Source organism: Ignavibacteriota bacterium, from assembly GCA_016212665.1.
In the GTDB taxonomy this organism is placed as follows: Bacteria; Bacteroidota; Ignavibacteria; order UBA10030; family SZUA-254; genus FW602-bin19.
Map to the genome: position 1 here is coordinate 15653 of JACREZ010000037.1, position 26451 is coordinate 42103.

27 protein-coding genes and 1 tRNA gene are annotated in these 26451 nt (G+C 41.0%); 17 read left to right on the plus strand and 11 right to left on the minus strand.

Annotated features, from left to right (window positions below; genetic code table 11):
- Positions 1 to 101: 101 nt before the first annotated feature.
- From HY960_13060 to HY960_13095, 8 genes are read left to right on the plus strand one after another with little or no spacing between them, the layout of a single operon-like run.
- On the plus strand, positions 102 to 959 hold the full coding sequence (locus tag HY960_13060) for an ATP phosphoribosyltransferase (GenBank protein ID MBI5216675.1): 858 nt from the start codon (positions 102 to 104) through the stop codon (positions 957 to 959).
- Entirely contained in the window at positions 960 to 2240 is a 1281-nt protein-coding gene (hisD, locus tag HY960_13065; protein MBI5216676.1) for a histidinol dehydrogenase, read from the plus strand.
- A 1-nt stretch (position 2241) separates the two neighbouring features.
- Positions 2242 to 3273, plus strand: a complete 1032-nt coding sequence (gene hisC, locus HY960_13070) for a histidinol-phosphate transaminase (protein ID MBI5216677.1) — start codon at positions 2242 to 2244, stop codon at positions 3271 to 3273.
- Positions 3270 to 4361: a bifunctional histidinol-phosphatase/imidazoleglycerol-phosphate dehydratase HisB gene (gene hisB / locus HY960_13075; protein ID MBI5216678.1), complete on the plus strand. Its 1092-nt coding sequence runs from the start codon at positions 3270 to 3272 to the stop codon at positions 4359 to 4361. The genes hisC and hisB overlap by 4 nt, the downstream gene beginning before the upstream one ends.
- Entirely contained in the window at positions 4358 to 4936 is a 579-nt protein-coding gene (gene hisH / locus HY960_13080) for an imidazole glycerol phosphate synthase subunit HisH (protein ID MBI5216679.1), read from the plus strand. Before hisB ends, hisH begins: the two co-directional genes overlap by 4 nt.
- Positions 4933 to 5646: a 1-(5-phosphoribosyl)-5-[(5-phosphoribosylamino)methylideneamino]imidazole-4-carboxamide isomerase gene (hisA, locus tag HY960_13085; GenBank protein MBI5216680.1), complete on the plus strand. Its 714-nt coding sequence runs from the start codon at positions 4933 to 4935 to the stop codon at positions 5644 to 5646. Before hisH ends, hisA begins: the two co-directional genes overlap by 4 nt.
- Positions 5640 to 6392, plus strand: coding sequence for an imidazole glycerol phosphate synthase subunit HisF (gene hisF / locus HY960_13090; protein ID MBI5216681.1), 753 nt, complete (start codon positions 5640 to 5642; stop codon positions 6390 to 6392). The genes hisA and hisF overlap by 7 nt, the downstream gene beginning before the upstream one ends.
- Entirely contained in the window at positions 6389 to 7024 is a 636-nt protein-coding gene (locus tag HY960_13095; protein MBI5216682.1) for a bifunctional phosphoribosyl-AMP cyclohydrolase/phosphoribosyl-ATP diphosphatase HisIE, read from the plus strand. Before hisF ends, HY960_13095 begins: the two co-directional genes overlap by 4 nt.
- Before the next feature lie 205 nt (positions 7025 to 7229).
- Here the strand turns inward: HY960_13095 and HY960_13100 are convergent, their stop codons facing one another.
- From HY960_13100 to HY960_13115, 4 genes are all read right to left on the minus strand, one after another.
- Positions 7230 to 8447 (minus strand): membrane dipeptidase, encoded by a 1218-nt coding sequence (locus HY960_13100; protein MBI5216683.1) that lies wholly within the window; start codon positions 8445 to 8447, stop codon positions 7230 to 7232.
- 179 nt (positions 8448 to 8626) lie between these two features.
- On the minus strand, positions 8627 to 8830 hold the full coding sequence (locus HY960_13105; protein ID MBI5216684.1) for a histone H1: 204 nt from the start codon (positions 8828 to 8830) through the stop codon (positions 8627 to 8629).
- A gap of 87 nt (positions 8831 to 8917) precedes the next feature.
- Positions 8918 to 10030, minus strand: coding sequence for a deoxyhypusine synthase (locus tag HY960_13110; GenBank protein MBI5216685.1), 1113 nt, complete (start codon positions 10028 to 10030; stop codon positions 8918 to 8920).
- Between the two features lie 97 nt (positions 10031 to 10127).
- The gene (locus tag HY960_13115; protein ID MBI5216686.1) at positions 10128 to 10886 is read right to left on the minus strand and encodes an SDR family oxidoreductase; all 759 of its coding nucleotides are present in this window, start codon (positions 10884 to 10886) and stop codon (positions 10128 to 10130) included.
- A 225-nt stretch (positions 10887 to 11111) separates the two neighbouring features.
- Here HY960_13115 and HY960_13120 point away from each other — a divergent pair, with 225 nt between their 5' ends.
- The 8 genes from HY960_13120 to HY960_13155 all read left to right on the plus strand — a co-directional run bounded on the left by HY960_13120 (position 11112) and on the right by HY960_13155 (position 17749).
- Entirely contained in the window at positions 11112 to 11549 is a 438-nt protein-coding gene (locus HY960_13120; GenBank protein MBI5216687.1) for a transcriptional repressor, read from the plus strand.
- A 1-nt stretch (position 11550) separates the two neighbouring features.
- Positions 11551 to 11781: a ferrous iron transport protein A gene (locus HY960_13125; GenBank protein ID MBI5216688.1), complete on the plus strand. Its 231-nt coding sequence runs from the start codon at positions 11551 to 11553 to the stop codon at positions 11779 to 11781.
- Between the two features lie 21 nt (positions 11782 to 11802).
- The gene (gene feoB / locus HY960_13130; GenBank protein MBI5216689.1) at positions 11803 to 13929 is read left to right on the plus strand and encodes a ferrous iron transport protein B; all 2127 of its coding nucleotides are present in this window, start codon (positions 11803 to 11805) and stop codon (positions 13927 to 13929) included.
- A gap of 102 nt (positions 13930 to 14031) precedes the next feature.
- Positions 14032 to 14196 carry a hypothetical protein gene (locus tag HY960_13135; protein MBI5216690.1) on the plus strand — a complete coding sequence of 55 codons (165 nt, stop codon included), beginning with the start codon at positions 14032 to 14034 and terminating at the stop codon, positions 14194 to 14196.
- A 293-nt stretch (positions 14197 to 14489) separates the two neighbouring features.
- A complete protein-coding gene (locus HY960_13140; protein ID MBI5216691.1) occupies positions 14490 to 15599 on the plus strand; it encodes a hypothetical protein in 1110 nt (369 codons plus the stop codon).
- Between the two features lie 4 nt (positions 15600 to 15603).
- Positions 15604 to 16185, plus strand: coding sequence for an FMN-binding protein (locus HY960_13145; GenBank protein MBI5216692.1), 582 nt, complete (start codon positions 15604 to 15606; stop codon positions 16183 to 16185).
- A complete protein-coding gene (locus tag HY960_13150; protein ID MBI5216693.1) occupies positions 16185 to 16676 on the plus strand; it encodes a hypothetical protein in 492 nt (163 codons plus the stop codon). The genes HY960_13145 and HY960_13150 overlap by 1 nt, the downstream gene beginning before the upstream one ends.
- A complete protein-coding gene (locus tag HY960_13155; protein ID MBI5216694.1) occupies positions 16655 to 17749 on the plus strand; it encodes an FAD:protein FMN transferase in 1095 nt (364 codons plus the stop codon). Before HY960_13150 ends, HY960_13155 begins: the two co-directional genes overlap by 22 nt.
- Positions 17750 to 17844: 95 nt before the next feature.
- On the opposite strand, the gene HY960_13160 is transcribed toward HY960_13155, so the two are convergent.
- The 7 genes from HY960_13160 to HY960_13190 all read right to left on the minus strand — a co-directional run bounded on the left by HY960_13160 (position 17845) and on the right by HY960_13190 (position 24594).
- Positions 17845 to 17928 (minus strand) — tRNA-Leu (locus HY960_13160).
- 290 nt (positions 17929 to 18218) lie between these two features.
- Positions 18219 to 20435: a PBP1A family penicillin-binding protein gene (locus HY960_13165; protein MBI5216695.1), complete on the minus strand. Its 2217-nt coding sequence runs from the start codon at positions 20433 to 20435 to the stop codon at positions 18219 to 18221.
- 5 nt (positions 20436 to 20440) lie between these two features.
- Positions 20441 to 21163, minus strand: a complete 723-nt coding sequence (locus HY960_13170) for a UDP-2,3-diacylglucosamine diphosphatase (GenBank protein ID MBI5216696.1) — start codon at positions 21161 to 21163, stop codon at positions 20441 to 20443.
- Positions 21164 to 21168: 5 nt separating this feature from the next.
- Positions 21169 to 21612 carry a hypothetical protein gene (locus tag HY960_13175; GenBank protein MBI5216697.1) on the minus strand — a complete coding sequence of 148 codons (444 nt, stop codon included), beginning with the start codon at positions 21610 to 21612 and terminating at the stop codon, positions 21169 to 21171.
- Positions 21613 to 21664: 52 nt separating this feature from the next.
- Positions 21665 to 22960, minus strand: coding sequence for an MFS transporter (locus HY960_13180; GenBank protein ID MBI5216698.1), 1296 nt, complete (start codon positions 22958 to 22960; stop codon positions 21665 to 21667).
- On the minus strand, positions 22957 to 23460 hold the full coding sequence (gene nusB, locus HY960_13185; GenBank protein ID MBI5216699.1) for a transcription antitermination factor NusB: 504 nt from the start codon (positions 23458 to 23460) through the stop codon (positions 22957 to 22959). Before nusB ends, HY960_13180 begins: the two co-directional genes overlap by 4 nt.
- A 30-nt stretch (positions 23461 to 23490) precedes the next feature.
- Positions 23491 to 24594 (minus strand): Glu/Leu/Phe/Val dehydrogenase, encoded by a 1104-nt coding sequence (locus HY960_13190; protein ID MBI5216700.1) that lies wholly within the window; start codon positions 24592 to 24594, stop codon positions 23491 to 23493.
- A gap of 184 nt (positions 24595 to 24778) precedes the next feature.
- Between HY960_13190 and HY960_13195 the strand changes: the two genes are divergently transcribed.
- Complete coding sequence (locus HY960_13195) at positions 24779 to 26392, plus strand: hypothetical protein (GenBank protein ID MBI5216701.1); 1614 nt, start codon at positions 24779 to 24781, stop codon at positions 26390 to 26392.
- Positions 26393 to 26451: the final 59 nt, after the last annotated feature.

The window sequence follows — 26451 nt, forward strand, 5'->3', positions numbered from 1 at the left end:
TGATATGTAATTTTTAAGATTCTTCTAAACCCGTCTAAGTATTCAGACGGGTTTTTTTATTTTTACACACCTTCAGTTTGTCTATATTATTATTGAAAAAAATGAATAAAATAAAAATTGCAATTCAAAAAAGTGGCCGTTTAAGTGAAAAATCACTCGAACTGCTAAAAAATTGTGGCATTAAATTATCTAACGGTGATAGAAAGCTAAAAACAGAAGCACAAAATTTTCCGATAGAAGTGCTGTTTCTTCGAGATAATGATATTCCACAATACATAGAGCAAGGCGTCGCCGATATCGGCATCTTGGGCGAGAATGAGGTTTGGGAAACCGATAAAAATATAAACATTTTAGAAAAACTTGGTTTTGCTGTATGTAAATTATCGTTAGCGATTCCGAAAGAAGAAAACTATACGGGGCTGTCGTATTTCAATAATAAAAAAGTAGCAACTAGTTATCCAAAAATCATTAGTAAGTTTTTTGAAGAACACAATATTGCCGTTGAGATTGAAGAGATTGGAGGAAGTGTAGAAATTGCCCCAAGTATCGGATTGGCAGATGGAATTTTTGATATCGTAAGTTCGGGCAGTACTCTTTTAATGAATGGGTTAAAAGAAGTTGAAATTGTATTGAAAAGTGAGGCGGTACTTATCAGTAACAAAAACTTAAATGAGGAAAAAAAACTCATTCTTGATAAGTTATTATTTAGAATTAATGCTGTTCGTAAATCATCTGAAAATAAATACATTTTGCTTAACGCTCCCAACGAAGCTATATCAAAAATTTCAAGCATACTTCCCGGTATGAAAAGCCCAACTATTTTACCTCTTGCTGCAAAAGGTTGGAGTAGTATCCACTCGGTGGTAAAAGAAGATGAGTTTTGGGATATTATAGACCAATTAAAAAGTCTTGGCGCCGAAGGAATATTGGTTGTACCTATTGAAAAAATGATTGTGTAAATGAAAAAAATAGTTAATCCCGAAAAACAACACTGGGTTGAATTATCAAAAAGACCAATTAAATCATCTCAGGATTTAGAAAAAATAGTTTACAGTATTTTCGAAAACATACGAGAAAATGGAGACAAAGCGCTTCTTGAGTACACTTCACTTTTTGATAATGTGACTCTGAATTCCATCGTTGTCGAATATCAAAAAATCGAAGACGCATTGAATACAGTTTCACTAGAACTCAAAGAGGCAATTGCCTTAGCCAAAGGAAATATTGAAAAATTTCATGCCTCTCAGATTCAAGAAAAAAAAATTATCGAAACTACAAAAGGGGTGAAATGCTGGAGAGAGAACAGGCCCATCGAGAAGATAGGAATCTATATTCCGGGTGGTTCGGCTCCTCTTTTTTCCACCGTTTTGATGTTGGGGATACCAGCAATACTAGCAGGTTGTAAGGAAATCGTACTTTGTACACCACCCGGTAGCAATGGTGAAATAGATCCGGCTATTTTATTTACAGCCAACTTAATAGGTATTAAATCAATATTTCGCGTTGGCGGCATTCAAGCAATCGGGGCTTTAACTTTTGGTACCGAAAGCATTTCTAAAGTAGATAAAATATTTGGACCCGGAAATCAATATGTAACTGCGGCAAAACAAATTGCTCAAAGATATGGTGTGGCTATTGACTTGCCAGCGGGCCCGAGTGAAGTATTAGTCATCGCTGATAAATATTGCAATCCTGAATTTGTAGCAGCCGATTTATTATCACAAGCCGAACATGGTGCTGATAGTCAAGTAATTCTTTTGTCAGACAACGAACAAGTTATTTTAGATACTATTGCATGTTTGGAAGAGCAGTTGGATACATTGCCCAGAAAAGATATCATAGAAGCGGCAATGAAAAATAGCAAAGCAATTCTGTTAAAAAATCTACACGATTGCATTGAGTTCAGTAATGTATTTGCACCCGAACATTTACTCTTATCTATAGAATATCCCGAGTCGTTGATTGATAAAATCAACAATGCCGGTTCAGTTTTTTTAGGGAATTACAGTTGCGAAAGCGCAGGTGATTATGCCAGCGGAACAAATCACACGTTACCCACTAATGGTTATGCCCGTAATTATAGTGGCGTTTCAATAGATAGCTTCGTAAAAAAAATCACCTTTCAAGAACTTAGTAAAGAAGGACTTCATAACATTGGATCTGTTATTGAAATTATGGCGGAAGCCGAACAATTGATAGCCCATAAAAATGCTGTTACAATTCGATTAAAGACTTTATAAGATGTTCGATTTAAATAAAATCATCCGCCCTAACATTCACACACTCAAACCTTACTCAAGCGCCAGAGATGAATTTTCCGGTAAAGAAGGCGTTTTTTTAGATGCTAACGAAAATCCTTTTGGAGAATTAAATCGCTATCCCGATCCGCATCAAAATGAACTGAAAAAGAAACTTGCCCAATTAAAAGGAACGACTACGGAAAATATTTTTATCGGCAATGGAAGCGATGAAGTTATTGATTTGGCTTTTAAACTATTTTGCAATCCAGGGATTGATAAAGCCCTGATTTTCTCACCGACTTACGGAATGTATGAAGTATCAGCAAATATCAACAATATTGAATTGATTAAACTACCCCTGAATAATGAATTTCAAATAAATATAGCAGCCGTAACAAACTATCTTTTTGATGAACAGGTGAAATTAATTTTTATCTGCTCACCCAATAATCCAACAGGTAATTGCATCAATACTAAAGATATTGAATTTATCTTGGTGAATTTTCAAGGTGTAGTGATGATTGATGAGGCGTATATTGATTTTAGTGAAAAAACTTCTTGGCTTGAACAATTGAACCAGTATTCTAATTTGATTGTAATTCAAACATTTAGCAAAGCATGGGGCTTAGCGGCTGCAAGAGTTGGAATAGCGTATTCTACTATGGCAATCATTCAATTCTTTACTAAAGTAAAACCTCCTTATAATGTTAGCCTGCTCAATCAACAAGCGGCAATCGATGCCCTGTCTAAAAAAGAGGAGTTTGAAAAAAATAAAAAAATCATTTTAACGGAAAAGAGAATGCTGGAAGCCGCACTTCGTGATAGTAGCCTCATAAAACGAATATATCCCTCTGATGCTAATTTTCTCTTGGTTGAAGTCATTGATGCTAACCAAATTTACAGTGATTTAGTGCGTAGAAAAATCATTACCCGAAATAGACATAGTGTAATCTATAATTGTATCAGGATAACAGTGGGAAGCCCGGAAGAAAATCAAGCATTAATAAACGCTTTAAGAGAAATGTCAAAATGAAAAAAGTACTTTTTATAGATAGAGATGGAACGCTTGTTATTGAACCTCCTATTGATTCCCAGTTGGACAGATTGGAAAAATTGGAATTTTATCCTTGCGTTTTCCAATACCTATCTCGAATTGCAAAAGAATTAGATTACGATTTAGTCATGGTAACCAACCAGGACGGTTTGGGCACAGCATCATTCCCCGAAGACACTTTTTGGCCAAGTCAGAATAAAATTATTCAGGCTTTTCAAAATGAAGGTGTCGTATTTTCTGAAATCCTTATTGACAAAAGTCTTCCGGCAGATAACTCACCTACTCGTAAACCGGGAACTGCAATGCTTACCCATTATATGAACGGGAAGTATGATTTAGATAATTCATACGTTATTGGGGACAGACTTACAGATGTACAATTGGCGAAAAATTTACAGTGTCAATCTATATTTTTAGGTAAAGAAAAAAATACGGGAGCTACTTTAACAACTTCAAGTTGGGAACATATTTATCAGTATCTAAAAGAAAAACCCAGAACTGCCAAAACAGTAAGAAAAACTTCGGAAACAGAAATTAGCGTCGTACTAAACTTTGATGGTTCCGGGAACAGTATTATTTCAACCGGAATAAGATTTTTCGATCACATGTTAGAACAAATTTCAAAACATGGAAATATAGATTTGGAAATTAGTGTTATTGGAGATTTAGACATTGACGAACACCATACTATTGAAGATGTAGCCATCACCTTAGGAACCACATTCATACAAGCGCTTGGAGACAAAAAAGGAATACAACGCTTTGGCTTTTTACTTCCTATGGATGATTGTTTGGCACAAGTGGCTATTGATTTTGGCGGTCGTCCTTATTTAGTGTGGGATGCAAAATTCACGCGAGAAAAAATTGGTGAAATGCCTACTGAAATGTTCATGCATTTTTTTAAATCATTCAGCGACAATGCTAAATGCAACCTTCATATAAAAGCAGAAGGTGGAAATGAACACCACAAAATTGAGTCTATCTTTAAGGCTTTTGCAATGGCGATTAAAATGGCTGTTAGTAAAACAAATAATTTTTCTATTCCTAGCACTAAGGGGAGTTTATGATAGCAATCATACAATACAACGCGGGGAATGTTACATCAGTAAAAAATGCGATAACAAGACTCGGTCACGAGTGCATTATTACCGACAATAAAGAAGAGATACTTAATGCTAAAAAAGTGATCTTTCCCGGTGTGGGTGAAGCAAGTTCGGCTATGAAGTATTTAAGAGAACGGGAACTCGACAAAACAATTCTGTCTTTAGAACAACCTTCGTTAGGCATTTGTTTGGGCTTACAATTGATGTGTTCATTTTCTGAAGAAGCAAATACAGAATGTCTTGGTATATTTGATTCCAGGGTAAGAAAATTTCCATCCAAAGAGAAAGTGCCGCATATGGGCTGGAATGATTTTACTTTTACAAAAGGTGAGCTATTTAATGGAATTGAAAAGACAGATAATGTCTATTATGTGCATAGTTATTATGCTGATATTTGTCCGCAAACTATAGCCGAGTGTAATTATAGCGTATCCTTTAGCGCGGCTATTCAGAAAAACAATTTTTATGCTACCCAGTTTCACCCTGAAAAATCTGCCGCCGTTGGCGAAAGAATCCTTAAAAACTTTTTAGCATTATGAGAATCATTCCGGCAATAGACATCATTGAAGGAAAATGTGTTCGCTTAACCAAGGGTGATTATGAGACCAAAATCATTTACAACGAAAATCCTTTGGAGGTTGCCATTGAATTTGAAGACAATGGAATGAATTTTCTTCATCTGGTAGATTTAGATGGAGCAAAATCAAAGCACATTGTGAATCATAAAATCTTGGAACAAATCGCCTCTCGTACAAACTTAAAAATAGATTTCGGCGGTGGGCTAAGGAGTAATGAAGATATAGCAATAGCTTTTAACAGTGGCGCTTCTCAAATCACGGGAGGAAGTATTGCTGTACATGATAAAACATTGTTTCTCTCGTGGTTATCTCGGTATGGCTCCGATAAAATAGTATTGGGTGCCGATTGTAATGAATGGAAAATTTCAACTAACGGCTGGTTAAATCAATCAACAATTAACATAATTGATTTTATCAAAGGCTACGAGCAAAGTGGAATTCAATATGTTATTAGCACCGATATTTCAAAAGATGGAATGTTGCAAGGAACTTCCAATGACTTATATGCTGATATACTGAAAGCAACAAATGTAAAATTGATTGCAAGCGGTGGAGTATCATCAATTCAAGATTTGAATGATTTGAAAATAATTGGTTGCGAAGGCGTTATTATCGGTAAAGCCATTTATGAAGGGAAAATCACCTTAAAAGAACTTACGGGATTATGTTAAAAAAAAGAATTATAGCATGTCTTGACATTCAAGATGGGAGAACCGTAAAAGGAGTCAATTTCATTAACATCATAGATGCCGGCGACCCGGTTGAATTAGCAAAAAGATATGTACAAGAAGGCGCTGATGAATTAGTTTTTTTAGACATCACGGCGACTATTGAAAAAAGAAAAAACTTGTCCTCATTAGTTACAAAAATTGCCGCTGAAATCAATATTCCATTTACCGTTGGTGGTGGAATCAATTCGCTGGAAGATGTGGCAATCATCATTCAATCTGGTGCGGATAAAATTAGTCTTAATTCTTCGGCAGTAAAACGACCTGAACTAATAACTGAAATAGCAGAACAATATGGAAATCAATGTGTAGTTGTAGCCATTGACACTAAATTCCTGAATAACGAATGGATTGTTTTCATTCATGGCGGAAAAACACCTACACGCCTAAAAACTATTGATTGGGCAAAACAGGCAGAGGCATCAGGCGCTGGAGAAATATTGCTGACCTCTATGAATAACGATGGAACCAAAGATGGTTTTGCCATTGACATAACAAATCAAGTAAGCAAAATTGTAACTATTCCTGTCATCGCTTCCGGTGGTGCGGGTTTAAAAGTACATTTCAAAAACGTGTTTGAACAAACCCAAGCAAGCGGAGCTTTAGCCGCAAGTGTATTTCACTTTGGAGAAATCTCCATTCCAGAACTTAAAATTTATTTAAAAAAACAAAATATTGAAGTACGATGAATATAGATTTTCATAAACACGATGGTTTAGTACCGGTAATCATTCAAAACAACAATACGTTACAAGTATTGATGTTGGGCTACATGAACAAAGAAGCATTGGAGAAAACTCAAGCTACCAATACTGTAACATTCTTTAGCCGTAGTAAAAACAGATTGTGGACAAAAGGAGAAACTTCCGGCAATTTTTTAATCGTAAAAGACATTCATATTGACTGCGATAACGACGCGATTCTCATTAAAGTTGAACCTCAAGGACCCACTTGTCATACGGGCAGTACCTCATGTTTTAAGACAGAAACTCCAAAAGGATTTCTTTATGGATTAGAACAAACCATTGCTCAAAGAATTGAAAACAACGAGGAAAAATCATACACAAACCAGCTTTACAAAAGAGGCATTAAGAAAGTAGCTCAAAAAGTCGGAGAAGAATCTGTAGAATTGGTGATTGAAGCCATAGATAATAATACTGAATTGTTCAAAAACGAAGCTGCAGATTTGCTCTATCATTTTTTAATACTTCTCAAAGCAAAACAAGTGACATTAGTTGATATTGAAGAGGTGCTTTATTCAAGGACAAAAAAAAATAGTATGCAACAGCATTACCCAAAAGACGATAATTCGAGTTCTTGATTGAGAGATACTTTTTTTTTCAATGAAAAAGTCAACGTCGGCATTATCTCCCATACGATCTCGTGAGAATAGAGAGTTCAGAGGCTTATTAAGTTCGGGGATGCATTTGTTGTTTGCAAAATACAGACGCTCTCCAACTACAAATTAAATGTTCATAACCAATATTCAAGGAAGTTCTACTTCCAACCCCATGATGAATCAGACTCTATTTTTTCTCCACTTCCCTCATCACCCTTAAAAAATTCTCTCCCAGAATTTTCTTAACATCTGATTCTTTGTATCCGCGGTTTAACAATTCTCGGGTGATGTTTGGAAAACAGGAAACATCATCCATTTCACCCGGCACAGCGGTAATGCCATCGAAATCGGAGCCGACACCGACATGGTCAACGCCCACGAGTTTGACAACATAATCAAAATGGTCAATCAACATGCTTAACGGCGGACGAATTTTCAGGTATTCCTTAAATAACATTTCCCACACTAAAAAATCTTCGAGCCATTCAGGTCCTTTGTGCGCTTTCTTTAGTGAGTCTATCTGATGTTTGTACTCTTCGTGAAGCACATCTTCCTTCGCACTGAATGTGCTATCAATAAACCATGGAGCAAAGTTGATGAACACTACTCCACCGCTTTTTGCAATCGCTTTGATTTGGTCATCTTTCAGATTGCGGCGGTGTTGTCGTAGCGCCCACACATCCGAGTGCGAGGCAATCACCGGTTTTTTTGTTACGCTCATAACATCCCAAAACGTTTGCTCGCCGACATGGGAAACGTCCACCATCATTCCGAGTTCGTTCATTTTCTGCACAACTTTTTTTCCGAATTCTGTCAGACCTTTATGCTTCAGATGCAAGGTCGTGTCTGTTTCGTCTTTCGCGGATGTAGCCCAATCGGTGCTGTTGTTCCATGTCAGCGTCATATACCGGACGCCACGTTTGTAGAAGTGTTCTAATTTTTTCAAATCATTACCAATCGGATGTCCGCCCTCCATTCCGAGCATCGCGGCAAGTTTCTCCTTCAACGCAATGGAAACCGCCTCGTTTGCAGTCCGCGCAAATCCGGTTTGCTCAGGATTTCGTTTGACAAAACTCATGATGGAATCAATCTGCTCGTTTGCCTGCGCGTAATACGACTGCTTTTTCTTTTCGGGCGGAACCCAAATCGAAAACATTTGAACATCAACACCCCCTTCGATAAAGCGGGGCAAATCCGAATGTCCGTGCAACGTTCTGAAGGAAATATCTTCGCCGCCGAGAACGCGTTGAACAACATCATTATGCGTATCAACGAGAAGTGCGTTGTAATGAATCGCCCGGTAATTCGCTCCGAATTGAAATCCGAAGACAAAACATGCAGAGACGACAATCAATAATAAAAAGTACGTTGCTTTGTGGGAGACGAAATGATTGGAGAAGTTCATAGGAACCGAGGAGTTGATGAGTAAAGTGAATACACCGCTTTCTTCATCTCTACGATTGTTGGAGAGAAGACATATTGGTCGAATTTCATTTCGACCTATTGGAGACGAATTGAAATTCGTCTTACATTCGTTTTAGACTCCTGCCCGCCAAAGCGGGCAGGAGTCCAATTTTCAAACGATTATTGCGCCGCGGGTTCTTCTGAACCTTTGGAAACTGCTTTCATTGACTGAACTTCCATTCGGATTTCCTGTGCTTTGCGCTTCAGGTCGTTCATGTGTTTCCGAACGCGTGTTCCTGCTGACTTATTTCCCTTCTCGTAAAACTTGACAAAGTCTTTCTCGAAGCTGTTAAGTAATTCATGCAGTTCTGTGTATCTGCCCATGGTGACTCCTTGAGTTAATTAGTGTGGATGACCCTGCAATGTCTTTCGACGTTACAGTACTGAATTATATTTTTAAACAATCTAATTTTATTTCTTTTTCTTTTTTGATTTTGCTTTGTTGTACTCGCTTGTCAACAACGCCATAAATTCTTCACGCCGTTTGTACAATTTCTTCAACGGTCTCGGCTTGATTTTTTTCAAGGCGTACGATGTCATAATCGGAAGAGCAACTGTTGAATCGAGATACGAGACAACTGCATCGCCGAGTGAGTTGGGGTCAACTTTTCCCCACGTGACTGCTTCGCCCGGAGTTGCGCCGGAAAGTCCGCCGGTATCGGGTCGCGCATCGGTGATTTGTAAAAAGTAATCGTGCCCTTTTTCATTGATGCCGAGAACTTCCTGAATTTGTGGTTCGGTCTGCAACACAAAATTTTTCGGTGAGCCGCCGCCAATCAAAACAACACTACTCTTTCCACCGCTTCGTTTTGCCGCGAGGACAATCGCTGCGGTTTCATTTACGTCAAGCAAAACATCTATACTAATTTTGCTTCCTGTAAGTTTTGTTGCCGCTATGTTCATTCCAATCGAACTGTCGCCCGGCGATGAAGTATAAATCGGAACACCATAACGATACGCCGCCGCAAGCATACTGCTGTGTTTGATTCTGAGAACTCGTTCACGTTCTGCAACGTATTTACCCATTCGATAATGAAACTCGGCAGTTCCCATTTCTTTTTGAAATTCTTCAAGCCGAAGAACTTTCCTGAAAAACGCATCTGTCGTCAGCAGAACATCATAATCAAATAAAATATCATAAATGCGAATCACTCCTGCTTTGCGAAGCGCCTTATCGTTCACGTTCGGCGAGCCGCGATGCAACGAATGCCCGATTGAAAAATGTGTATCGTGATAGAGATTCGCACCGGTACTGACAATCCAATCAACAAAGCCCGCTTTCATCAGCGGAACAATGCATGTTCCACCTAATCCTGCCGGAGTTAAAGCGCCTGTTAAACTCAATCCTACAGTTGATTCAGGCACAAGCATTTTTTGTGTGAATAACTGACATGCTTCTCTCAACCGTGCGGCGTTGTAAGCATTAAAATAATTTTCAACCAAATTCACAACGCTCGTATTCGGTGCAATCGGTTTTCGTTCGATTGCTTTTCCGGAAAGAAATTTTGTGTGATGTTTTTTCATTTGGTCAATATCGTTTTCAAAATCGCTCAAATATACAAAATTTCAACAACTTGTCAAGCAAAATCTTAAAAAAAATGATTCTTTGACTGATTTTATTTTATCCGCATAATACGCTACCACCGTTCACATTCAGCACTTCCCCGATTATGTGGTTTGATAAATCCGATGCGAGAAACAAAATCGGTCCGGCAATTTCCTCCGGCGAAGCAATTCTTCCCCTTGGAATCGAATCGAAAATTCCCTCTTTTTGATTTGAATTCTTGAAAACATGAGAAACCATATCGGTATCAACCCAACCCGGGGCTACACAATTCACCCAAATTCCATTCCGAATTAACTCAACTGCTATGGATTTTGTAAACGCAATCATTCCTCCCTTTGAGGCTGCGTAATGAGAATAGTTTGCTTCACCTCTCTGCCCCGCCGTGCTTGAAACATTAATTATTTTGCCATACTTTTGTTTTTTCATTATTGGAACGACGAGATTACATAGGTTAAATGTACCCGTAAGATTGACATCAATCGTTCGTTTCCATTGTTCGGGGGACATCGCTCCAATCTTCCCCATTTCCCAAATTCCTGCTGAATTAACAAGCACATCAATCCGCTTGAATTTCTCAAGTGTTTGCTGAACGATTCGTTCACAATCTGAATACAGTTCAATTTTTCCTTTCAACAAAAGACATTTCCTGCCGAGATTTTTCACAGTGCGTTCTACTTCTTCTGCCGCCATCTTATTAGTTTGATACGTTATCGCTATGTTTGCTCCTGCTTGTGCAAACAGCATTGCCGTTGCGGCGCCAATTCCCCTTGAACCGCCCGTAATCAATACTATCTGATTTGATACATCAATCATGTTCATTTTCTTTCATTTGATAAATTATTTGAATTTTTCTCTCCGCGAATGTACTCTTTCTCGGCAATTTCTCCAACATATAATTCTTCGAAACAGATGAAAACAAAACGAATCAGCCAAATTTCAATACGACAATGACTCCATCGTCAACGACCCAATCAGATGTTTTGTTTCTTGCACGATGTTTGTTTATATTTAGACTAAGTCTAAATAAGAATAAGATTTTTGGATAATTTAACCGCAATCGAAACTTTTACTCAGTTTCTTCAAACAAAGCAACTCCGTGTTACTCAGGAACGGCTCTCCTTGGTTGAAGAAATTATGAATACCGATGGTCACTTTGATGCCGACCAACTCTATTCAATTCTGAGGACAAAAGGAACAAAGGCATCGCGGGCGACGGTCTACAACACGCTCGACCTTCTCGTTCAGTGCGGATTGATTTCCAAGTATCGCTTCGGCGACAACTCATCACGCTACGAAAAAGCATTCGGCAGACCGCGCCACGACCATCTCATTTGTCTCACGTGCGGCGACATCATCGAGTTCGTCAACACAGAGTTAGACCGGCTTCAAACCGAAGTATGTGAGGAACACAAGTTTCGGTTTGAAAATTCTTCGCTTCAAATTTTTGGAACATGTTCTAAGTGTCAGAAAAAATAATATGAGTGCAACTACATTAACACAAGCCCCCGTCGGACAATTTTGCAGAATCTACGACATCCAATCCACGCCGGAAATTTGTCATCGCCTGCGCGAACTTGGTTTCTACGAAAACGCAATCATCCGATGCACGATTAACCACGATAGCCATCTCGTCTGCGAAGTGTGCAACACTCGCATCGGGTTGAATGAACAAATCGCAAAGGAAATTCTCGTCGTTCCTTTCGGTTAATTCCGTTCAGGATTCTGAACCATGTCACTCACTGCTCAACAAGTTGAGTCAACTCAGTACATCGCTCTCCGCAACATCGCCATCATCGGCAATCCGAATGCAGGCAAGACAACGCTCTTCAATGCACTCACCGGCTTGCGACAAAAAGTCGCGAACTATCCCGGCGTAACAGTCGAAAAAAAGTCAGGCACGCTTTCTCTCCCCGATGAAACCGAAGCCGTTCTGCTTGACCTTCCCGGGACGTACAGTCTCACTGCAAATTCTCCCGATGAAAAAATTGCCACTGATGTTCTCCTTCAAAAAATTGAAGGTATCGTTTCTCCCTCGCTTATCATTTGTGTAGTAGATGCAAGCAACGTCGAACGAAATCTCTACCTTGTTACTCAGATTATTGACTACGGTTTCCCAATCGTCATCGCGTTGAATATGATGGATGTTGCCGAAAAACAGGGAATTTCAATTGATGTGAACAAACTTTCGAGCGCACTCGGCGTTCCCGTCATTCCGACCGTCGCAAGCAAAGGCATCGGCTTGAATGAATTGAAAAATGTCGTCATTAGGAAAATTGAAGTCTCGCTAAAAGTTCGGCAATGGAAACTTCCTCAAGTCGTTCGGGAAGAATGTGATGAACTCAAAGAGTTGCTTCAACAGAAACACCATTTTCATGACGCGCTTGCATTTCATGAAGCGATTACGCTCCTCACTTCACCCGAAGCATTGCATGAACATGAAGACCGGTTCGACCCGGAAATCATTGAGCATGTAAAAGGCGATTACAAAAAACTCGGAGGACTTGGATTTGATACGCAGTTAGTGTTTGTCGAGTCGCGGTACGAGTTGATTCAACGAATCTGCAACGAAGCGGTCAAGAGAAATGCGCAAACTCCACAACGACTCAGCGATAAGATTGATAAAATTCTCACACACAATGTTTGGGGATTTTTGTTCTTTCTTCTTGTGATGCTGCTGATGTTCCAGACAATTTTCTCGTGGGCAAGTTATCCGATGGATTGGATTTCGAGCGGAGTTGATGGAATTGGAGCGATGATTACCAACATCATTCCACCCGGAGATTTACAGGATTTACTTGTGAACGGCGCGGTTGCAGGTGTTGGCGCAGTTGTAACGTTTCTTCCGCAAATTGCACTGCTCTTTCTCTTCATCGGATTTCTTGAAGACACGGGGTACATGGCACGCGCCGCATTCGTTATGGATAGAATGATGGGCAAAGTTGGACTGCATGGGAAATCATTCATTCCGTTACTCAGTTCGTTTGCGTGTGCGATTCCGGGAATCATGGCGACGCGAACAATCGAAAACAAGAATGATAGACTTGCAACCATGCTCGTCGCTCCACTCATGAGTTGTAGCGCACGGCTTCCTGTCTATACGTTGTTGATCGCCGCGTTCATCCCAAAACAAACGGTACTCGGAATATTTTCGCTCCCGGGTTTGACGCTTGTTTCAATGTATCTCCTCGGAGTAGTGATGGCACTTTCAGTTGCTTGGTTGTTCAAGAAAACGTTGTTAAAAGGAAAGTCCTCTCCGTTCATCATGGAGTTGCCACCGTACAAAGTTCCATCACTGAAAAATATTTTGATTCAAATGTGGGAACGAGCGTGGCACTTTCTCCAACGAGCCGGAACAATTATTCTCGGCGTGTCTATCATTTTGTGGTTTCTTGCAACGTATCCAAAAACTGAATATGGAACTCCGACAGAACGGCTCGAAAAAAGTTTTGCAGGTCAAGCCGGACATTTGATTGAGCCGCTCATCAAACCGCTTGGCTTTGATTGGAAAATCGGAGTTGGAATTGTTACCTCGCTGTTACAACGTGAAGTCTTCGTAAGCACGATGGGAACGCTATACAACGTGAATACATCGGATGATTCGGAAACTGTTTCGCTTCAAACACGAATGCAGAACGATACGAATCCCGAAACAGGTCTGCCGACGTTCACAGCACTTACTGCGATTTGCGTGATGGTGTATTACGTTCTTGCGATGCAATGTTTCTCAACCATCGCCGTCGTCCGCCGTGAATCAGGCAGTTGGAAATGGGCAACGCTCCAGTTCGGATACATGACCGCACTCGCTTACGTTGTTACTTTTATAGTTTACAGAATTGGGTTATTAATCAATGGATAATTGTCAATGGTGAATGGCCAACGGCCAACGGTCAATTGTCAACTATCGCTCATTGTACAGAACATTTTTTTACTTTTGCATTTTTCATTTTTGAATTGATTTATGGATTGGCAGCAACTACTATCGTTACTAATTGTCGGCGTGAGCGCAGTGCTTCTCGTTCGGCATGAACTTCGTCGCCGCAAGCGAGCGAAGTTGAGCGCGTGCGGCCATGATTGCGGTTGTTCTGTTACAATCAAACAAAAGCAAACGACATTCGAAGTTTAGAATAGTGAGTAGTGAATTGTGAATCGTGATTTGTCAACCTGAACATCAATGGATGATTAACCATTAACCATTCACTATTCACTATTCACCAATCACCATAAATAAAAAAGAGTACTTCACTTCTTGCGCTAACTTGAAGGTGAAGTACTCAATCAAAGAGAGTGATGAGCGATGCTGCCCATCAGTCACGGCACCAATATACTGAAGTGTTTGGTGGATTTCAAGCATCAATCATCACTCCTTAATTAACTAAATCAATAACTAAATCAATAACTAACTTAAGGAGAACAACAATGCGTTCTTTATTATCACTTATTACTATCACGCTGCTGTTGAGTGTTTCAATTTTCAACAGCAGACTTTTCTCACAAACCGAAGAAGCCACAACCGTCGGCGGTTATGGCGAGTTACACTACAACGAGCCCGATGGCGACAAAGCCGGACAACTTGATTTCCATCGCTTCGTGTTGTATATCGGACATTCCTTCAACGAACAACTTTCGTTCAAGTCCGAACTTGAACTTGAGCATACGAAAGTCGAAGGAACAAAATCAGGCAGTGAAATTGCACTTGAGCAGGCATACCTCGATTGGCATTTCAATCAATCCATCGGATTGCGAGCAGGTATTTTGCTTCCACCTGTTGGAATCATCAACCAATTTCATGAACCGCCAACATTTCACGGAGTTGAACGACCGAATGTTGACCGCACGATAATTCCTTCAACATGGAGAGAATCGGGTGTGGGAATTTATGGCTCGGTTGCTGAAGGAATGAACTACCAACTCTATGTCATGGCTGGATTAAAAGCAAGCGGCTTTGATAGCACAAGTGGAATTCGCGGCGGACGCCAAAGCAGTTTTTACAGTTCACCGATTAATCCAACATTCACAGGAAGAGTTGATTACACTGCCTCAACTGATTTGAAACTCGGCGGTTCTTTCTTTCTTGGAAATACGACTGAGGCAAACGATTCGTTAGGCGGCGGATTTTTGAGCGTACTTTCTGCCGATGCACAATATTCGTACGATAATCTCGCAGTTCGGGCTGTTGCTGTGTTGGAAAATCTTGGAGATGCAGAACTTATCAACAAAAAATATAAGAAAGGTGTTGGCGACCAAATGATTGGTTACTATATCGAAGCGGCGTACAATGTTCTTCCTCATATGTGCGAAGATACAGAACAAGCGCTGTATGCTTTTGGCAGATATGAAAAGTACAATACACAATCGAAGGTCACGAACATTACTGCCAATCCTCTGCTCGACCGGAATGAAATCACACTCGGTGTTTCTTACAAACCGACATACAACACTGTCTTCAAATTTGATTATCAGTTCTTCAACAACGCGGCGGAGAAAAATACAAAGCAGTTAAACCTTGGAATTGGTTACAATTTCTAAGAGAATGTTTTTGCTCTCTGCTCAACACTCACCGCTCCTCGCTCATTGTACTTTGTACTTTGTACTTTGTACTTTGTTTTTTCTTGATGCAAGCGCACAACCATTACTGCAATCGAAGGCTACTGAGTCACTGAAAAAGATGTTCGGTGATTCAGTCGCCGTTACTTTGTCGAAGGTTGTTCTCGGTGCAGACGAGAAGAAGAAAATTTTTGAGCAAAGCAAGTCGCAGTGGTTATCTGATACGGTGAAGGTGTATTCTTGTAAGAATAAAAACGAAGTTGTCGGCTTCGGTTTTGTTGATGATGTGAAGGGAAAAGTACAACTCATCACATATCTCGTTTCATTGAAACCGAGCGGAGAAGTTGTTGATGTGGACGTTCTTGCGTACCGTGAGGCGTATGGAGGGGAAATCACCTATGAATCGTTCCGGAAACAATTTCGCGGCAAGGGTTTTAATGATAAACTTCTTTCGGGCAAAGATATCAAGAACATCAGCGGAGCGACGCTGTCCGTCCGGGCTATCACACTTGGGGTGAAAAGAGTTCTTACAACGTACGAACTTATCAAAGAACGGTTGGAAAAATAATGACACAGTGGCGATTAAAAGATGCCGACACAACGTTGCGGCTATTTCTTACAGCGTTCTTGCTTGTACTTACTATCGGTTATTCCATCGGCTTGTTTTTTGTCGAACATAAATCGAGCGGTTCACCCTCCGGTTTGGTGGAAGAATATCGAGGCACGCCGGAAGGAATTGAATCGGCTGAACTGAAATACGAGAAGAGCGCTGATGAAATGTACATCTTTCTTCACAATCATATTCTTTCGTTATCATTTGTCTTCTTTGCACTTGGTGGATTGTTTTATTTCTCTTCGATAAAAGAATCATGGAAAACATTGCTGATGGTTGAACCGCTCATCGCCATCATCACAACGTTCGGGGGAATTTGGGCGATGCGGTTTGTCTCCGAACATTTCGTCTGGCTCGTCCTTATCTCCGGCACTTCGATGGTCGGTTGTTATTTTGTTATGGTTGGATTGATGCTGAAAGAATTATGGTTCAGAAAAACGAATTGATTCATTCGTTCACGCGGAGAAAGTTTCTCCGGCTTTCTTCCCTGTTAACAGTTGGAGCGTCACTAATTCCGTTGAAGATTTTCTCAAAAGAAATTCTTCAGTTGAAGGAAATCAACCGAGCGGCGTTCACCATGGGAAGCATCGTTACGTTCACAGCATATCACGAAGACGAACGACTGTGCAACAATGCAATTGATGAAGCAATCAAGGAGATGAAGACGATTGACAAACTGATGAGTGTGTATGATGTCAATAGTCATTTGTCATTGGTCAATTGTCATTCGATTAAACAAGAAATTGCTGTTGATTTCAGAATCATCGAGGTACTTGAACACGCGAGGAAATTTCATCAACTCACAGGCGGCGCTTTCGATGTAACCATCGAGCCATTGATGGAACTCTATGGTTTCCGTGATGACAAATCTCTCCATCACTTCCCGACCGATAAACAAATCGCCCAAGTTCTCGATGGAGTGGGTTTCCACAATGTCTCATTCAGTTCAAACTTCGAAAGGACAACCACAAATCCCAAAACTCAAAACTCGAAACACTTGATTAGCAACAGGAAACCGGAAACCGAAAACAGCAAACTTGGAGTCGTCAACTTACTACACGAAAATACACGTCTTGATTTCGGCGGCATAGCCGTCGGCTACGCGCTCGACCGGGCAGTGAACATTCTCAAGCGACACGGAATCGAATCTGCGCTTATCAATCATAGCGGAGATATTTTTTCACTTGGTACTCCTCCCTATGAGGATGCATGGGAAGTCGGAATTGTTGACCCGCAGAACACGGAAGAAATTATGACAACAGTCAAAATAAAAAATCAGGCGCTTTCAACTTCCGGCAACTACCAAAACTTTATCGAACTGAATGGTAAACGAATCGGGCATTTGCTTGACCCGCGCACAGGACGAAGTGCTTCATCAATTCTCAGCGGAACTGTAATAGCAAACACTGCGATTGAGGCTGATGCTTTTTCTACGGGGATGTTTGTGATGGGAAAAAAGGAAGCAACTCAATTTTTGTCACAACAAAAGATGCATTTTATTGTAATAGACTCTGATTAGTGTAAAAAAAAAGTAAAATAATTACAAGACATAAATCTTCAAAATAATTTGAAGTTCCTACCAACCATTTCATGCTTTTAAGAGATGGTCTATTGTGCCCGGAACAGGAGTTGAACCTGCACGACCTTTCAGCCACTAGAACCTGAATCTAGCGCGTCTGCCAATTCCGCCATCCGGGCTTTTCTTGCGCTCCAATATAAGAATTTCAGTTTCTACTTCCAATGGGTGACTTTAGTCAACCAATCATTAAAAAAATGAATGTATCTTGTCACAGAATATAATTCACAATCTCAACAACAACTACCCAATGATGAAATTTTTAAAGTGGGTCGGTGTTGCGGCATTGGTGTCGCTCCCGATTTTCCTGATTGTCAGAAAACTTCGGACGGACGAAGCCGATGTTGCAATCGAAGATGATTTCGATATTTACGCGGAAGAATAATCGTCGGCTGTGTGGAGCCAAACGGTATTAGTTGATAGGGCTTTTCGCTTCCTCTTCCTCTTTCCATCGCCATGAAGTATGTTTCGGGCAGGCTTCCGGTCGGTATTTTCGATTGAAGAGTTCTTCTATTTTGTTCGGACAATATTCTGTCGCGAGTTTTTTCGTTTCGGCACAAATCGTATCACGGACGACGCCTTCGGGTTGATTAAAATATCCGAGCGGCATTCCAATTGTCCCGTCTTCGTATGTGTATTTCATAAATTTTCCCCAAATCGGTGCGGCGGCACGTCCACCCTGTCCATCTGCGCTTGTGAAATGCACAGTTTTATTGTCGAATCCGACCCAAACTCCGGCGGTAATGTGTGGTGTGTAGCCAATAAACCAAGCATCGGCATATTCCTGTGTCGTTCCGGTTTTACCTGCCGCTGGTAAATGAAACATTGAACGGATACGCGCTGCGCTTCCGCTGTTCACCACATCTTCCATCATGTCAGTGATGATGTACGCAGTCTCAGGATTTAATACCTCGCGTCTCGACGGAAAGTTTTCTTCGATGATGCTTCCGTTTTTATCAATGATTTTCAAAATCGAAATCGGTTCCACATGCACTCCTTCATTAGCATATACACCAAACGCTGAAACAATATCCAAGGGAACAACCTCACCGGTTCCAATTGCTAACGATTCGTATGGAGGAAGGTCGGACTTGATTCCCATCCTGTGAGCATACTCTATCACTTGCTGAACCGGTGCAATTTCCATCATCGTACGAATGGCGACTAAATTAATGGAGTATGTAAATCCTTCGCGTATAGTAAGTTTTCCTCCGAACGTTCCATCAAAATTTTGTGGAGTCCATCGTTTTCCTCCGGGCAACATCACGGTGACCGGCTGATTTAAAATTTCATACGATGGCGCATACCCATTATCAATCGCCACAGTAAATACAAACGGCTTGAATGTTGAACCGGGTTGACGTTTCGTTTGCGTAACGTGATTCAATCCATACTTAAATACTTTGAACTGCGAACCTCCAACCATCGCAAGGATATTTCCGGTTCGATGGTCGAGTGCAACAAAACCGACTTCGATTTGTTTAGTCGCACGTTTGACGGAATCAACAAACTCCGGATTGTTCTTCAATGCTTTTGCAATGCTGTCTTTCAATTCCTCCGGCGCATCCCTATAGACGTCAAGAGTTCTGATGGTGTGAGAAATAACCTTCTTCAAATCGTGCGGATGGTATTTCCAGTTCCATGATTTATCGAACATTTTTTGATATTCCGTGAGATGTTCATCAACAGCGCGGTTTGCATGTTGTTGCATTCTACTATCGAGCGTTGTGTACACCGATAGTCCATCACGGTAAATATCAAATCCGTAGGTCTCTGCCTTTTGAATAAGTTGTTGCCGGATGTATTCGACGAAATGCGGCGCCAGACCTGTTCGTTGTTCTTCAAGCGGATGGAGAATTATCGGCTCGATGCGCGCACGTTGTTCCTCCGCCTCGGTGATGTAGTTGTATTTTATCATTTGACCGAGAACCGTATTTCTTCTCCCGATAGCTCGCTCGAATTTTTTGTACGGGTCATACGTTCCAGGTCCTTTCAACATACCGATAAGGAGAGCGCTTTCAGTCAAACTTAAATCAATCGGCTTTTTATCAAAATATATTTCTGACGCGGAGGCTATGCCGTACGCGCTTCGACCGAAGTATGCAACGCTCAGGTACATTTCGATGATTTCTTGCTTCGTGTAGTTACGTTCAATCTGCACGGCAGTGATAAACTCCCTGATTTTCCTCGTTGCTTTGGAAAAAACATTTTCGCTCTCTCCTTTGAACCCATAGAGATTGCGAGCAAGTTGTTGGGTAATTGTACTTGCACCTTCACGAAGCCGGAGCGTGAACACATTCTTCACCATCGCGGTGACGAAGCGGCGCAAGTCAACTCCCCAGTGTTCATAAAAATTTTTGTCTTCCGTTGCAATGAGTGCATCAACAAGGTGCGGCGGCAAATCACTGAGAGATACCTGCGTTCGGTTTTTAATATAGAATTGGTCAAGCACTTCTCCGTCAATGGAATAGATTTTCGTTGCAAGTTCCGGTCGCGGGTTTTCCAATTGCTCAAGTGAGGGCAAGCCGGACAAAACAAAAATGCCATACGCAATTACAAGCAGCGAGGCAAATACGCTCGCCCAAATAAGTTTTTTCTTCTGTTCAGGTTTTAACAGTTTCTTTGTCATTCAGTTCAATCGTTCCAGCGTTTCAATTCAAAAATTCCGTTTTCCAGTACAGCATAGGAAAAATACGTAATCCAATCACCAAGATTAATATAGATTCCATTTCCGAATTGTTTGAAGTTCGGTACGTGACGATGTCCCATAATCACGGCATCACATCCTTGTTTAATTTTTTCTTGTGCGAATTGCATCATACCGTCTTCTTCGCCATAATGTTTTGCGGAAGTGTAACTCCGGCTTTTCTTTGAAGATGATTTCGCAAGCGAAAGCCCGAGGTCGGGATGAAGAAGTTTATACAGTTTAATATTGATGGGATTACGAAGAATCTTTTTCAATATTCGATAGCCATTGTCGTTATGTGCAAGTCCATCGCCGTGATGAAGAAAAATTCGTTTCCCGTCAATTGTCGTTTCAAATTCTTCATGATAAACATTGATGCCGAGTTCCCGGAATGAATCTCCCATCCAGTAATCATGGTTGCCGGCAAGATAGTGAACAGTAATTTGATTACGCGCAACGTCTTCTAACTTTGTTAGCGTACGATGAAATCCCTTCGGAACGACCGTTTTATATTCAAACCACGCATCGAATAAATCGCCGAGGATAAAGAGTTGACTTGCATCGTTCATCACAAAATCAAAAAAAGAAAGAAGGCGTTGCTCTTTTTCCCGCTCAACATCCGGCGCACTCAACCCGAGATGAGCATCAGACATGAAATATGTCTTCGACATCAAATCTACTTAGTAATAGTGAGAGCAAGTTCTATCGGTTGCTTGAACCGGTTGCACCATCCCTCTGCATCGGAACAATAAAAATAAGTGAATGTGCCTTTCAGTTTGATGGTACCGGGTTTTGCGTTTTTTGTTATAGTGAATTTTGCAGTCACCGGTTTGGTTGCATCAAGATAATCGTGCTTTTTATCTTTCGTCGTCTCTAATTTTTCTATTTTAGAAATTACATCTGATTTATCAAGATTCAAACTCATCGGCGGGTCAAGATTGACGTGGATTCCTTTTGTCGGTTTGAAAGAAATTTGTACAGTTCCGGTCGAACCGGCTTTGAGCGATTGTTCAACCAATTTGATTTCACATTGCACAAATTTATTAACGCTCGGCTTGGATTTATCGCCGGACGAAACAAGCATCATTACAATAACAAAGAGTGAGAAAAGTATGTTCATCAATTACCTGTAATATATCTGTGGACGGATATCAAACACAAACAGAACGGATTTATGAAAGCGAGAGTTCCTTCGCATACGGTTCTTCTTGAACTCGTTGGAGAAGTAGAAAACCGATAATGAGAAGCACTCCGATAGCAACAAGTGCGGCGCGTTGATTCATAACGGAAGAAATATAACCAAAAAGCGCGGGACCCAAAATTGCCGATGCTTTCCCAAAAAACGAATAAAACCCGAAAAATTCCGTTCTCTTTTCCGGCGGGATAATAACGGACATGAGACTTCGGCTCGTTGATTGCGAGGAACCGAGCGCAACTCCCGCCGCCGCTCCCACTCCGAAGAACATCATTTTCTCTTCCGTGAAAAACGCGGCTACCAACACGAACAACCAAAGAAGCAACGTGAAGTTAAGCCCGCGTTTCTGCCCGATTCGGTCGGCGAGAATTCCGAAAGAATAGGAACCGATGATTGCTGAAGTTTGAACTAACGAAAAGAAAATCACTATTTCACTCAAATCCATGTGCAATGATTGTCTTGCAAAAATTGAGGAAAAAATAATTATCGTATTGATAGCATCGAAATAAATAAAATACGAAAGTAAAAACCGCCCGACATTTTTGTAACGGGAAATTTCCTTCAACGTTTGTCCGACTTGTCTGAAACCGAGCGAGACAAATCCGAAATGAAACCGTTCACGCCCCGACTTCTCTCGAACAAAAACAAAAAGCGGAATTGCAAACAAAAAAAACATCCCTGCCGCAAGAAGGAAACTGCTTCGCACGTTCATCAGATTTGAAGCGACAAACCCGCCGCTCAGCAATGGGAAGGAAACGATAAGCGTCACTAACGAACCGACATATCCCATCGCAAATCCATAGCCGGAAATTTTTCCGAGTTCATGCGGTCGGGAAAGTTCCGGGAGAAACGCATCATAAAAAACCAAACCTGCCTCAAAACCGATGTTTGCAAGAACGAGCAGGAACATTCCAAGGGCAATTGCTCCTGCATCAACAAAAAAAAGGAACGACGTTGAAACGATACACAATGCAGTGAAAAGGAAAAGAAATGTTTTCTTGGAAACACCTCGGTCTGCCGCCGCGCCAAGTATGGGAGAAATGAACGCGACAATTGCCATTGAAATACTGAATGTCAATCCCCAGAGAAAGTCTGCGTACTGAGACTCCCGAACAACAACCTCTTTGAAATAGAGTGGATAACTGATGACAAGAATGAGAACGTAAAACGCCGTGTTGGCAAAATCAAAAAGAGACCATGCGAACACTTGCATTCCGCGACGTGCTTCGACATTCGGAAGCGAGCGCACTACGTCCGGATTCGTCTCCGTCATGCATCTCCGATTGGTTGTTGCTCTTCTTCCTCGTGAGTGTGAAGCGTCTGCTCGACAAGTCCTCTTCCTGATTTCAAGATAGTGCCCGAATCAATCAACTCATGATGAATCGCATCCAGCACTCCGTTGATGAATGTTCCGCTATTCGGTGTGCTATACACTTTCGCAAGTTCAATTGCTTCATTGAGAGAAACTTTCGGAGGAATATCAGGAAAGTAGAGTAACTCACCGAGCGCCATCCGCATGACGATGCGGTCAAGAAGTGCGAGCCGGTCGAACTCCCAATGTTGAACTTTTGATTTGATAAGTTGGTCAAGTTCCATTTCGTGTTGCACGACTGCCTGACACAATTCTTTGATAAATTTTATTTCATTCGGTTTTGGATGAATGTCTGTGAGTTGTTGGTCTAAAATAAGCGAAAGCGGTTCTTTCGAAATTTCAGATGCATACAACACCTGCATTACTTTTTCCCTGAGGATTCTTCTTCTGATTGCTGCCATTGTCTTCTTTCTTTGTCAATGAATATTTCGTTACGCAATATGCGCAACTACATTATTTCCTGAGTATGTCAATTTCCCTTTTGCTCTGTTTCGTCCCTGTGCAAGTCGTTCTTCTGCCAAATGATTTGCAGCCTGAAATGTCGGCAGTTGCTTCTCGTGTGATATTCTGAAGATGTTCCGAAGTGTTTCGTAGATCCCTTCGATTTGTTTCTTTGCCTGCTCGTACGTGTTGCCGTCGAGTTGGTTCGCAACGCTGATAAGTCCCCCCGCATTGATGACGTAATCAGGAGCGTAGAGAATTCCTCGTTCGAGCAGTTTCATTCCGTGCGTTTGTTCATCGGCAAGTTGATTGTTGGCGGCGCCCGCGACAATTTTTGCTTTCAACTGAGTGATAGAATGGTCGTTGAGAATCGCTCCGAGCGCACAGGGACAAAACACATCCGCATCCATCTCAATAATTTCATCCGGCTTGACAAGCGTCGCATTCGTTCTCGCCACGATGGACTGCGCTTTGTGTTCATAAATGTCTGTGATAAAAATCTTCGCCCCTTCTTTTGCAAGAAATTCACACAGTGCGTTTGCAACATTTCCCGCACCTTGAACGGCAACGGTCTTCCCCGAAAGCGAATCGTTCCCGGTCGTTTCTTTCATGCACGCTTTAATTCCGTAATAGACACCAAGCGCGGTCAACGGCGAAGGGTCTCCGCTATCTTTGAATGCCTGATCAATTCCGGTGACATGGTTCGTTTCCTGATGCACAATTTCCATGTCATGCACATTCGTCCCGACATCTTCTGCTGTGATGTATTTTCCATTGAGCGAATCAACAAACTTTCCGTAAGCACGGAACAGTTGCGTTGTTTTATCCGTGTTCGGATTGCCGATTATGACCGCCTTGCCGCCTCCTAAATTCAAACCGGAGACTGCGGCTTTGTACGTCATCCCGCGTGAAAGCCGGAGCGCGTCGGTGAGTGCGTGTTCATCGGTTGCATAGTTCCACATGCGCGTTCCGCCAAGCGATGGACCAAGCGTCGTGTTATGAATGGCAATAATCGCTTTCAATCCCGCTTTTGTATCAGAACAAAAAACGACTTGCTCGTGACCGTATTGAGTGATTTCAGAAAAGACCGACATGAGTAATGTAGTTGATTCGCGTAAAAAGTTGTGCTAATGTACCGAAAAAATGAGAGGAAGACAAAAGATGTTTTGTTTTGAATTTCAAAGAAAAGTTGTGTACCTTCTCGACAAAGAATAAACGTCAGGCAGGTTCGGCGTTTAATATCCAAAACTATTTACAATCTTGAGGTCAAAAATGAAAATGGGTTTATTCATAATTCTCTTGCTTCTCCCACTGCAAACGATGGGACAGTATTACAACATCGTGAGCAGTGAACAATACTTACGTTCAGGAATTATTCTTGGATCTGAACGGGAAACGTATCAATCGTATCGTGTATATACGTTAGGGAGTGATTTTGCAAACTTCATCGAAGATGACGTGTCAGATTTATATCGTAACCCTGCAAACTTCAATACGATGAAGCAAGCAATAGTGTTTGGTGAGTACGAAGGAAACTTCCAGAGAACAACCCCGTCGCTTTCAAAATACTTCAACGGGTCGGATTATTATCCTTATTATGTTTCGGAAAAAGCAAAGGGTGTACGAGTCGGATACGCAGATTCATGGGGAGTAATGCTTCGATTGAAACATGCGAGTTCTGACAAGGACAATAATTCTACTCGCAGTGACAATATCACTAATATCATTCCGTTGTATATGAACATCGAACAAAACGATTGGAAAAAAAACATCAGTGATGTTCAGTTATCCTATGCTTTTCCATTACAAGAGAACACTTCATTGGGGTTTAGCTACTCATTTGTGTTTGATGAAACGCCTACTGAGCATAATCAATACAGATTGCTACAAGATGATAATATCAACTCAACTTATGTTGATACATCATACGAAGAACGCACAGGGAACAGTGCATCGTCATATAAAAACTCCTCCCATATTTTTCGAAGCGGATTACAATGGAAAAAAGAACGTGCAATTTTCGATGTCACTGGAACAATAGAACGTATGTCGCTTCGGGCTACTGGATACAGTCATGATATAAACAACTCTTGGCGTATTTATCATTATACCGAAGGTAGTAGAAATGGGTTCAATCAAAACGAGTACGATATTATTGGGTCAGGGCTGAGTAATACCGATGCTACTATTATAAAATTAAATTTTCGATACAAAAATATCATTAATGAACGAAATTCCATTATTGCAAGTTTTGATGGAGGTCTGAGTTCATTCAATGCGGAAGAACAGAAAGGCAGTAGTTACAAGTCAATCGGTATCGCGGAATTGAGTACCGATACAAGTTATTCTTATAATAAAAATATCCTTAATCGGATTAGTTCCGAAACTCTCTCCCCGGATGGAACGGGATATTTTCTCAATGGAGGATTGGTATATCAACTGTCTGTTACTAATGCTCACTTTTTAATCGGGGTCATTTGTAATTTTGCCAAATTCAGTTATGATTATCCGTCGTACTATAGTTATATAGATACCTCGATTCGTATTAAACCGGATACAACAATCATTACAAGGCAGCAAGCAACAATTGTCAATAATTCGTATCAAAGAAAATTTGGAATTTTCCGAGTTTCAATTCCTGTCGGGATTGAATATAAAGTAGTGGAAGATTTAACACTTCGTGGCGGTTGGTATATTGAGTATTTTTTTGAAACTGACCAAAATTATTCTGAGTATAAAGCAGCACGGAATTCTACAAACGACATGTATTCTTCAATTCCGACCATTGGTTTCGGATGGGAGATAATCGAAGGATTGCAAGCCGACTTTATAAACACAGGAAGCATTACCGAATCGCGGGATTGGGTGATGGCTTTACAGTACAAGTTCTAAAAAAAACGGGCTGTCTCAATAACCAAAAGAGACAGCCCATTTTTTTGCTGGTTTCTAAA

Coding starts and splice junctions, on each gene's coding strand:
- HY960_13060 (MBI5216675.1), top strand. CDS start 102: ATGAATAAAATAAAAATTGCAATTCAAAAAAGTGGCCGTTTAAGTGAA.
- hisD (MBI5216676.1), top strand. CDS start 960: ATGAAAAAAATAGTTAATCCCGAAAAACAACACTGGGTTGAATTATCA.
- hisC (MBI5216677.1), top strand. CDS start 2,242: ATGTTCGATTTAAATAAAATCATCCGCCCTAACATTCACACACTCAAA.
- hisB (MBI5216678.1), top strand. CDS start 3,270: ATGAAAAAAGTACTTTTTATAGATAGAGATGGAACGCTTGTTATTGAA.
- hisH (MBI5216679.1), top strand. CDS start 4,358: ATGATAGCAATCATACAATACAACGCGGGGAATGTTACATCAGTAAAA.
- hisA (MBI5216680.1), top strand. CDS start 4,933: ATGAGAATCATTCCGGCAATAGACATCATTGAAGGAAAATGTGTTCGC.
- hisF (MBI5216681.1), top strand. CDS start 5,640: ATGTTAAAAAAAAGAATTATAGCATGTCTTGACATTCAAGATGGGAGA.
- HY960_13095 (MBI5216682.1), top strand. CDS start 6,389: ATGAATATAGATTTTCATAAACACGATGGTTTAGTACCGGTAATCATT.
- HY960_13100 (MBI5216683.1), bottom strand. CDS start 8,447: ATGAACTTCTCCAATCATTTCGTCTCCCACAAAGCAACGTACTTTTTA.
- HY960_13105 (MBI5216684.1), bottom strand. CDS start 8,830: ATGGGCAGATACACAGAACTGCATGAATTACTTAACAGCTTCGAGAAA.
- HY960_13110 (MBI5216685.1), bottom strand. CDS start 10,030: ATGAAAAAACATCACACAAAATTTCTTTCCGGAAAAGCAATCGAACGA.
- HY960_13115 (MBI5216686.1), bottom strand. CDS start 10,886: ATGATTGATGTATCAAATCAGATAGTATTGATTACGGGCGGTTCAAGG.
- HY960_13125 (MBI5216688.1), top strand. CDS start 11,551: ATGAGTGCAACTACATTAACACAAGCCCCCGTCGGACAATTTTGCAGA.
- feoB (MBI5216689.1), top strand. CDS start 11,803: ATGTCACTCACTGCTCAACAAGTTGAGTCAACTCAGTACATCGCTCTC.
- HY960_13135 (MBI5216690.1), top strand. CDS start 14,032: ATGGATTGGCAGCAACTACTATCGTTACTAATTGTCGGCGTGAGCGCA.
- HY960_13140 (MBI5216691.1), top strand. CDS start 14,490: ATGCGTTCTTTATTATCACTTATTACTATCACGCTGCTGTTGAGTGTT.
- HY960_13145 (MBI5216692.1), top strand. CDS start 15,604: ATGTTTTTGCTCTCTGCTCAACACTCACCGCTCCTCGCTCATTGTACT.
- HY960_13150 (MBI5216693.1), top strand. CDS start 16,185: ATGACACAGTGGCGATTAAAAGATGCCGACACAACGTTGCGGCTATTT.
- HY960_13155 (MBI5216694.1), top strand. CDS start 16,655: ATGGTTCAGAAAAACGAATTGATTCATTCGTTCACGCGGAGAAAGTTT.
- HY960_13165 (MBI5216695.1), bottom strand. CDS start 20,435: ATGACAAAGAAACTGTTAAAACCTGAACAGAAGAAAAAACTTATTTGG.
- HY960_13170 (MBI5216696.1), bottom strand. CDS start 21,163: ATGTCGAAGACATATTTCATGTCTGATGCTCATCTCGGGTTGAGTGCG.
- HY960_13175 (MBI5216697.1), bottom strand. CDS start 21,612: ATGAACATACTTTTCTCACTCTTTGTTATTGTAATGATGCTTGTTTCG.
- HY960_13180 (MBI5216698.1), bottom strand. CDS start 22,960: ATGACGGAGACGAATCCGGACGTAGTGCGCTCGCTTCCGAATGTCGAA.
- nusB (MBI5216699.1), bottom strand. CDS start 23,460: ATGGCAGCAATCAGAAGAAGAATCCTCAGGGAAAAAGTAATGCAGGTG.
- HY960_13190 (MBI5216700.1), bottom strand. CDS start 24,594: ATGTCGGTCTTTTCTGAAATCACTCAATACGGTCACGAGCAAGTCGTT.
- HY960_13195 (MBI5216701.1), top strand. CDS start 24,779: ATGGGTTTATTCATAATTCTCTTGCTTCTCCCACTGCAAACGATGGGA.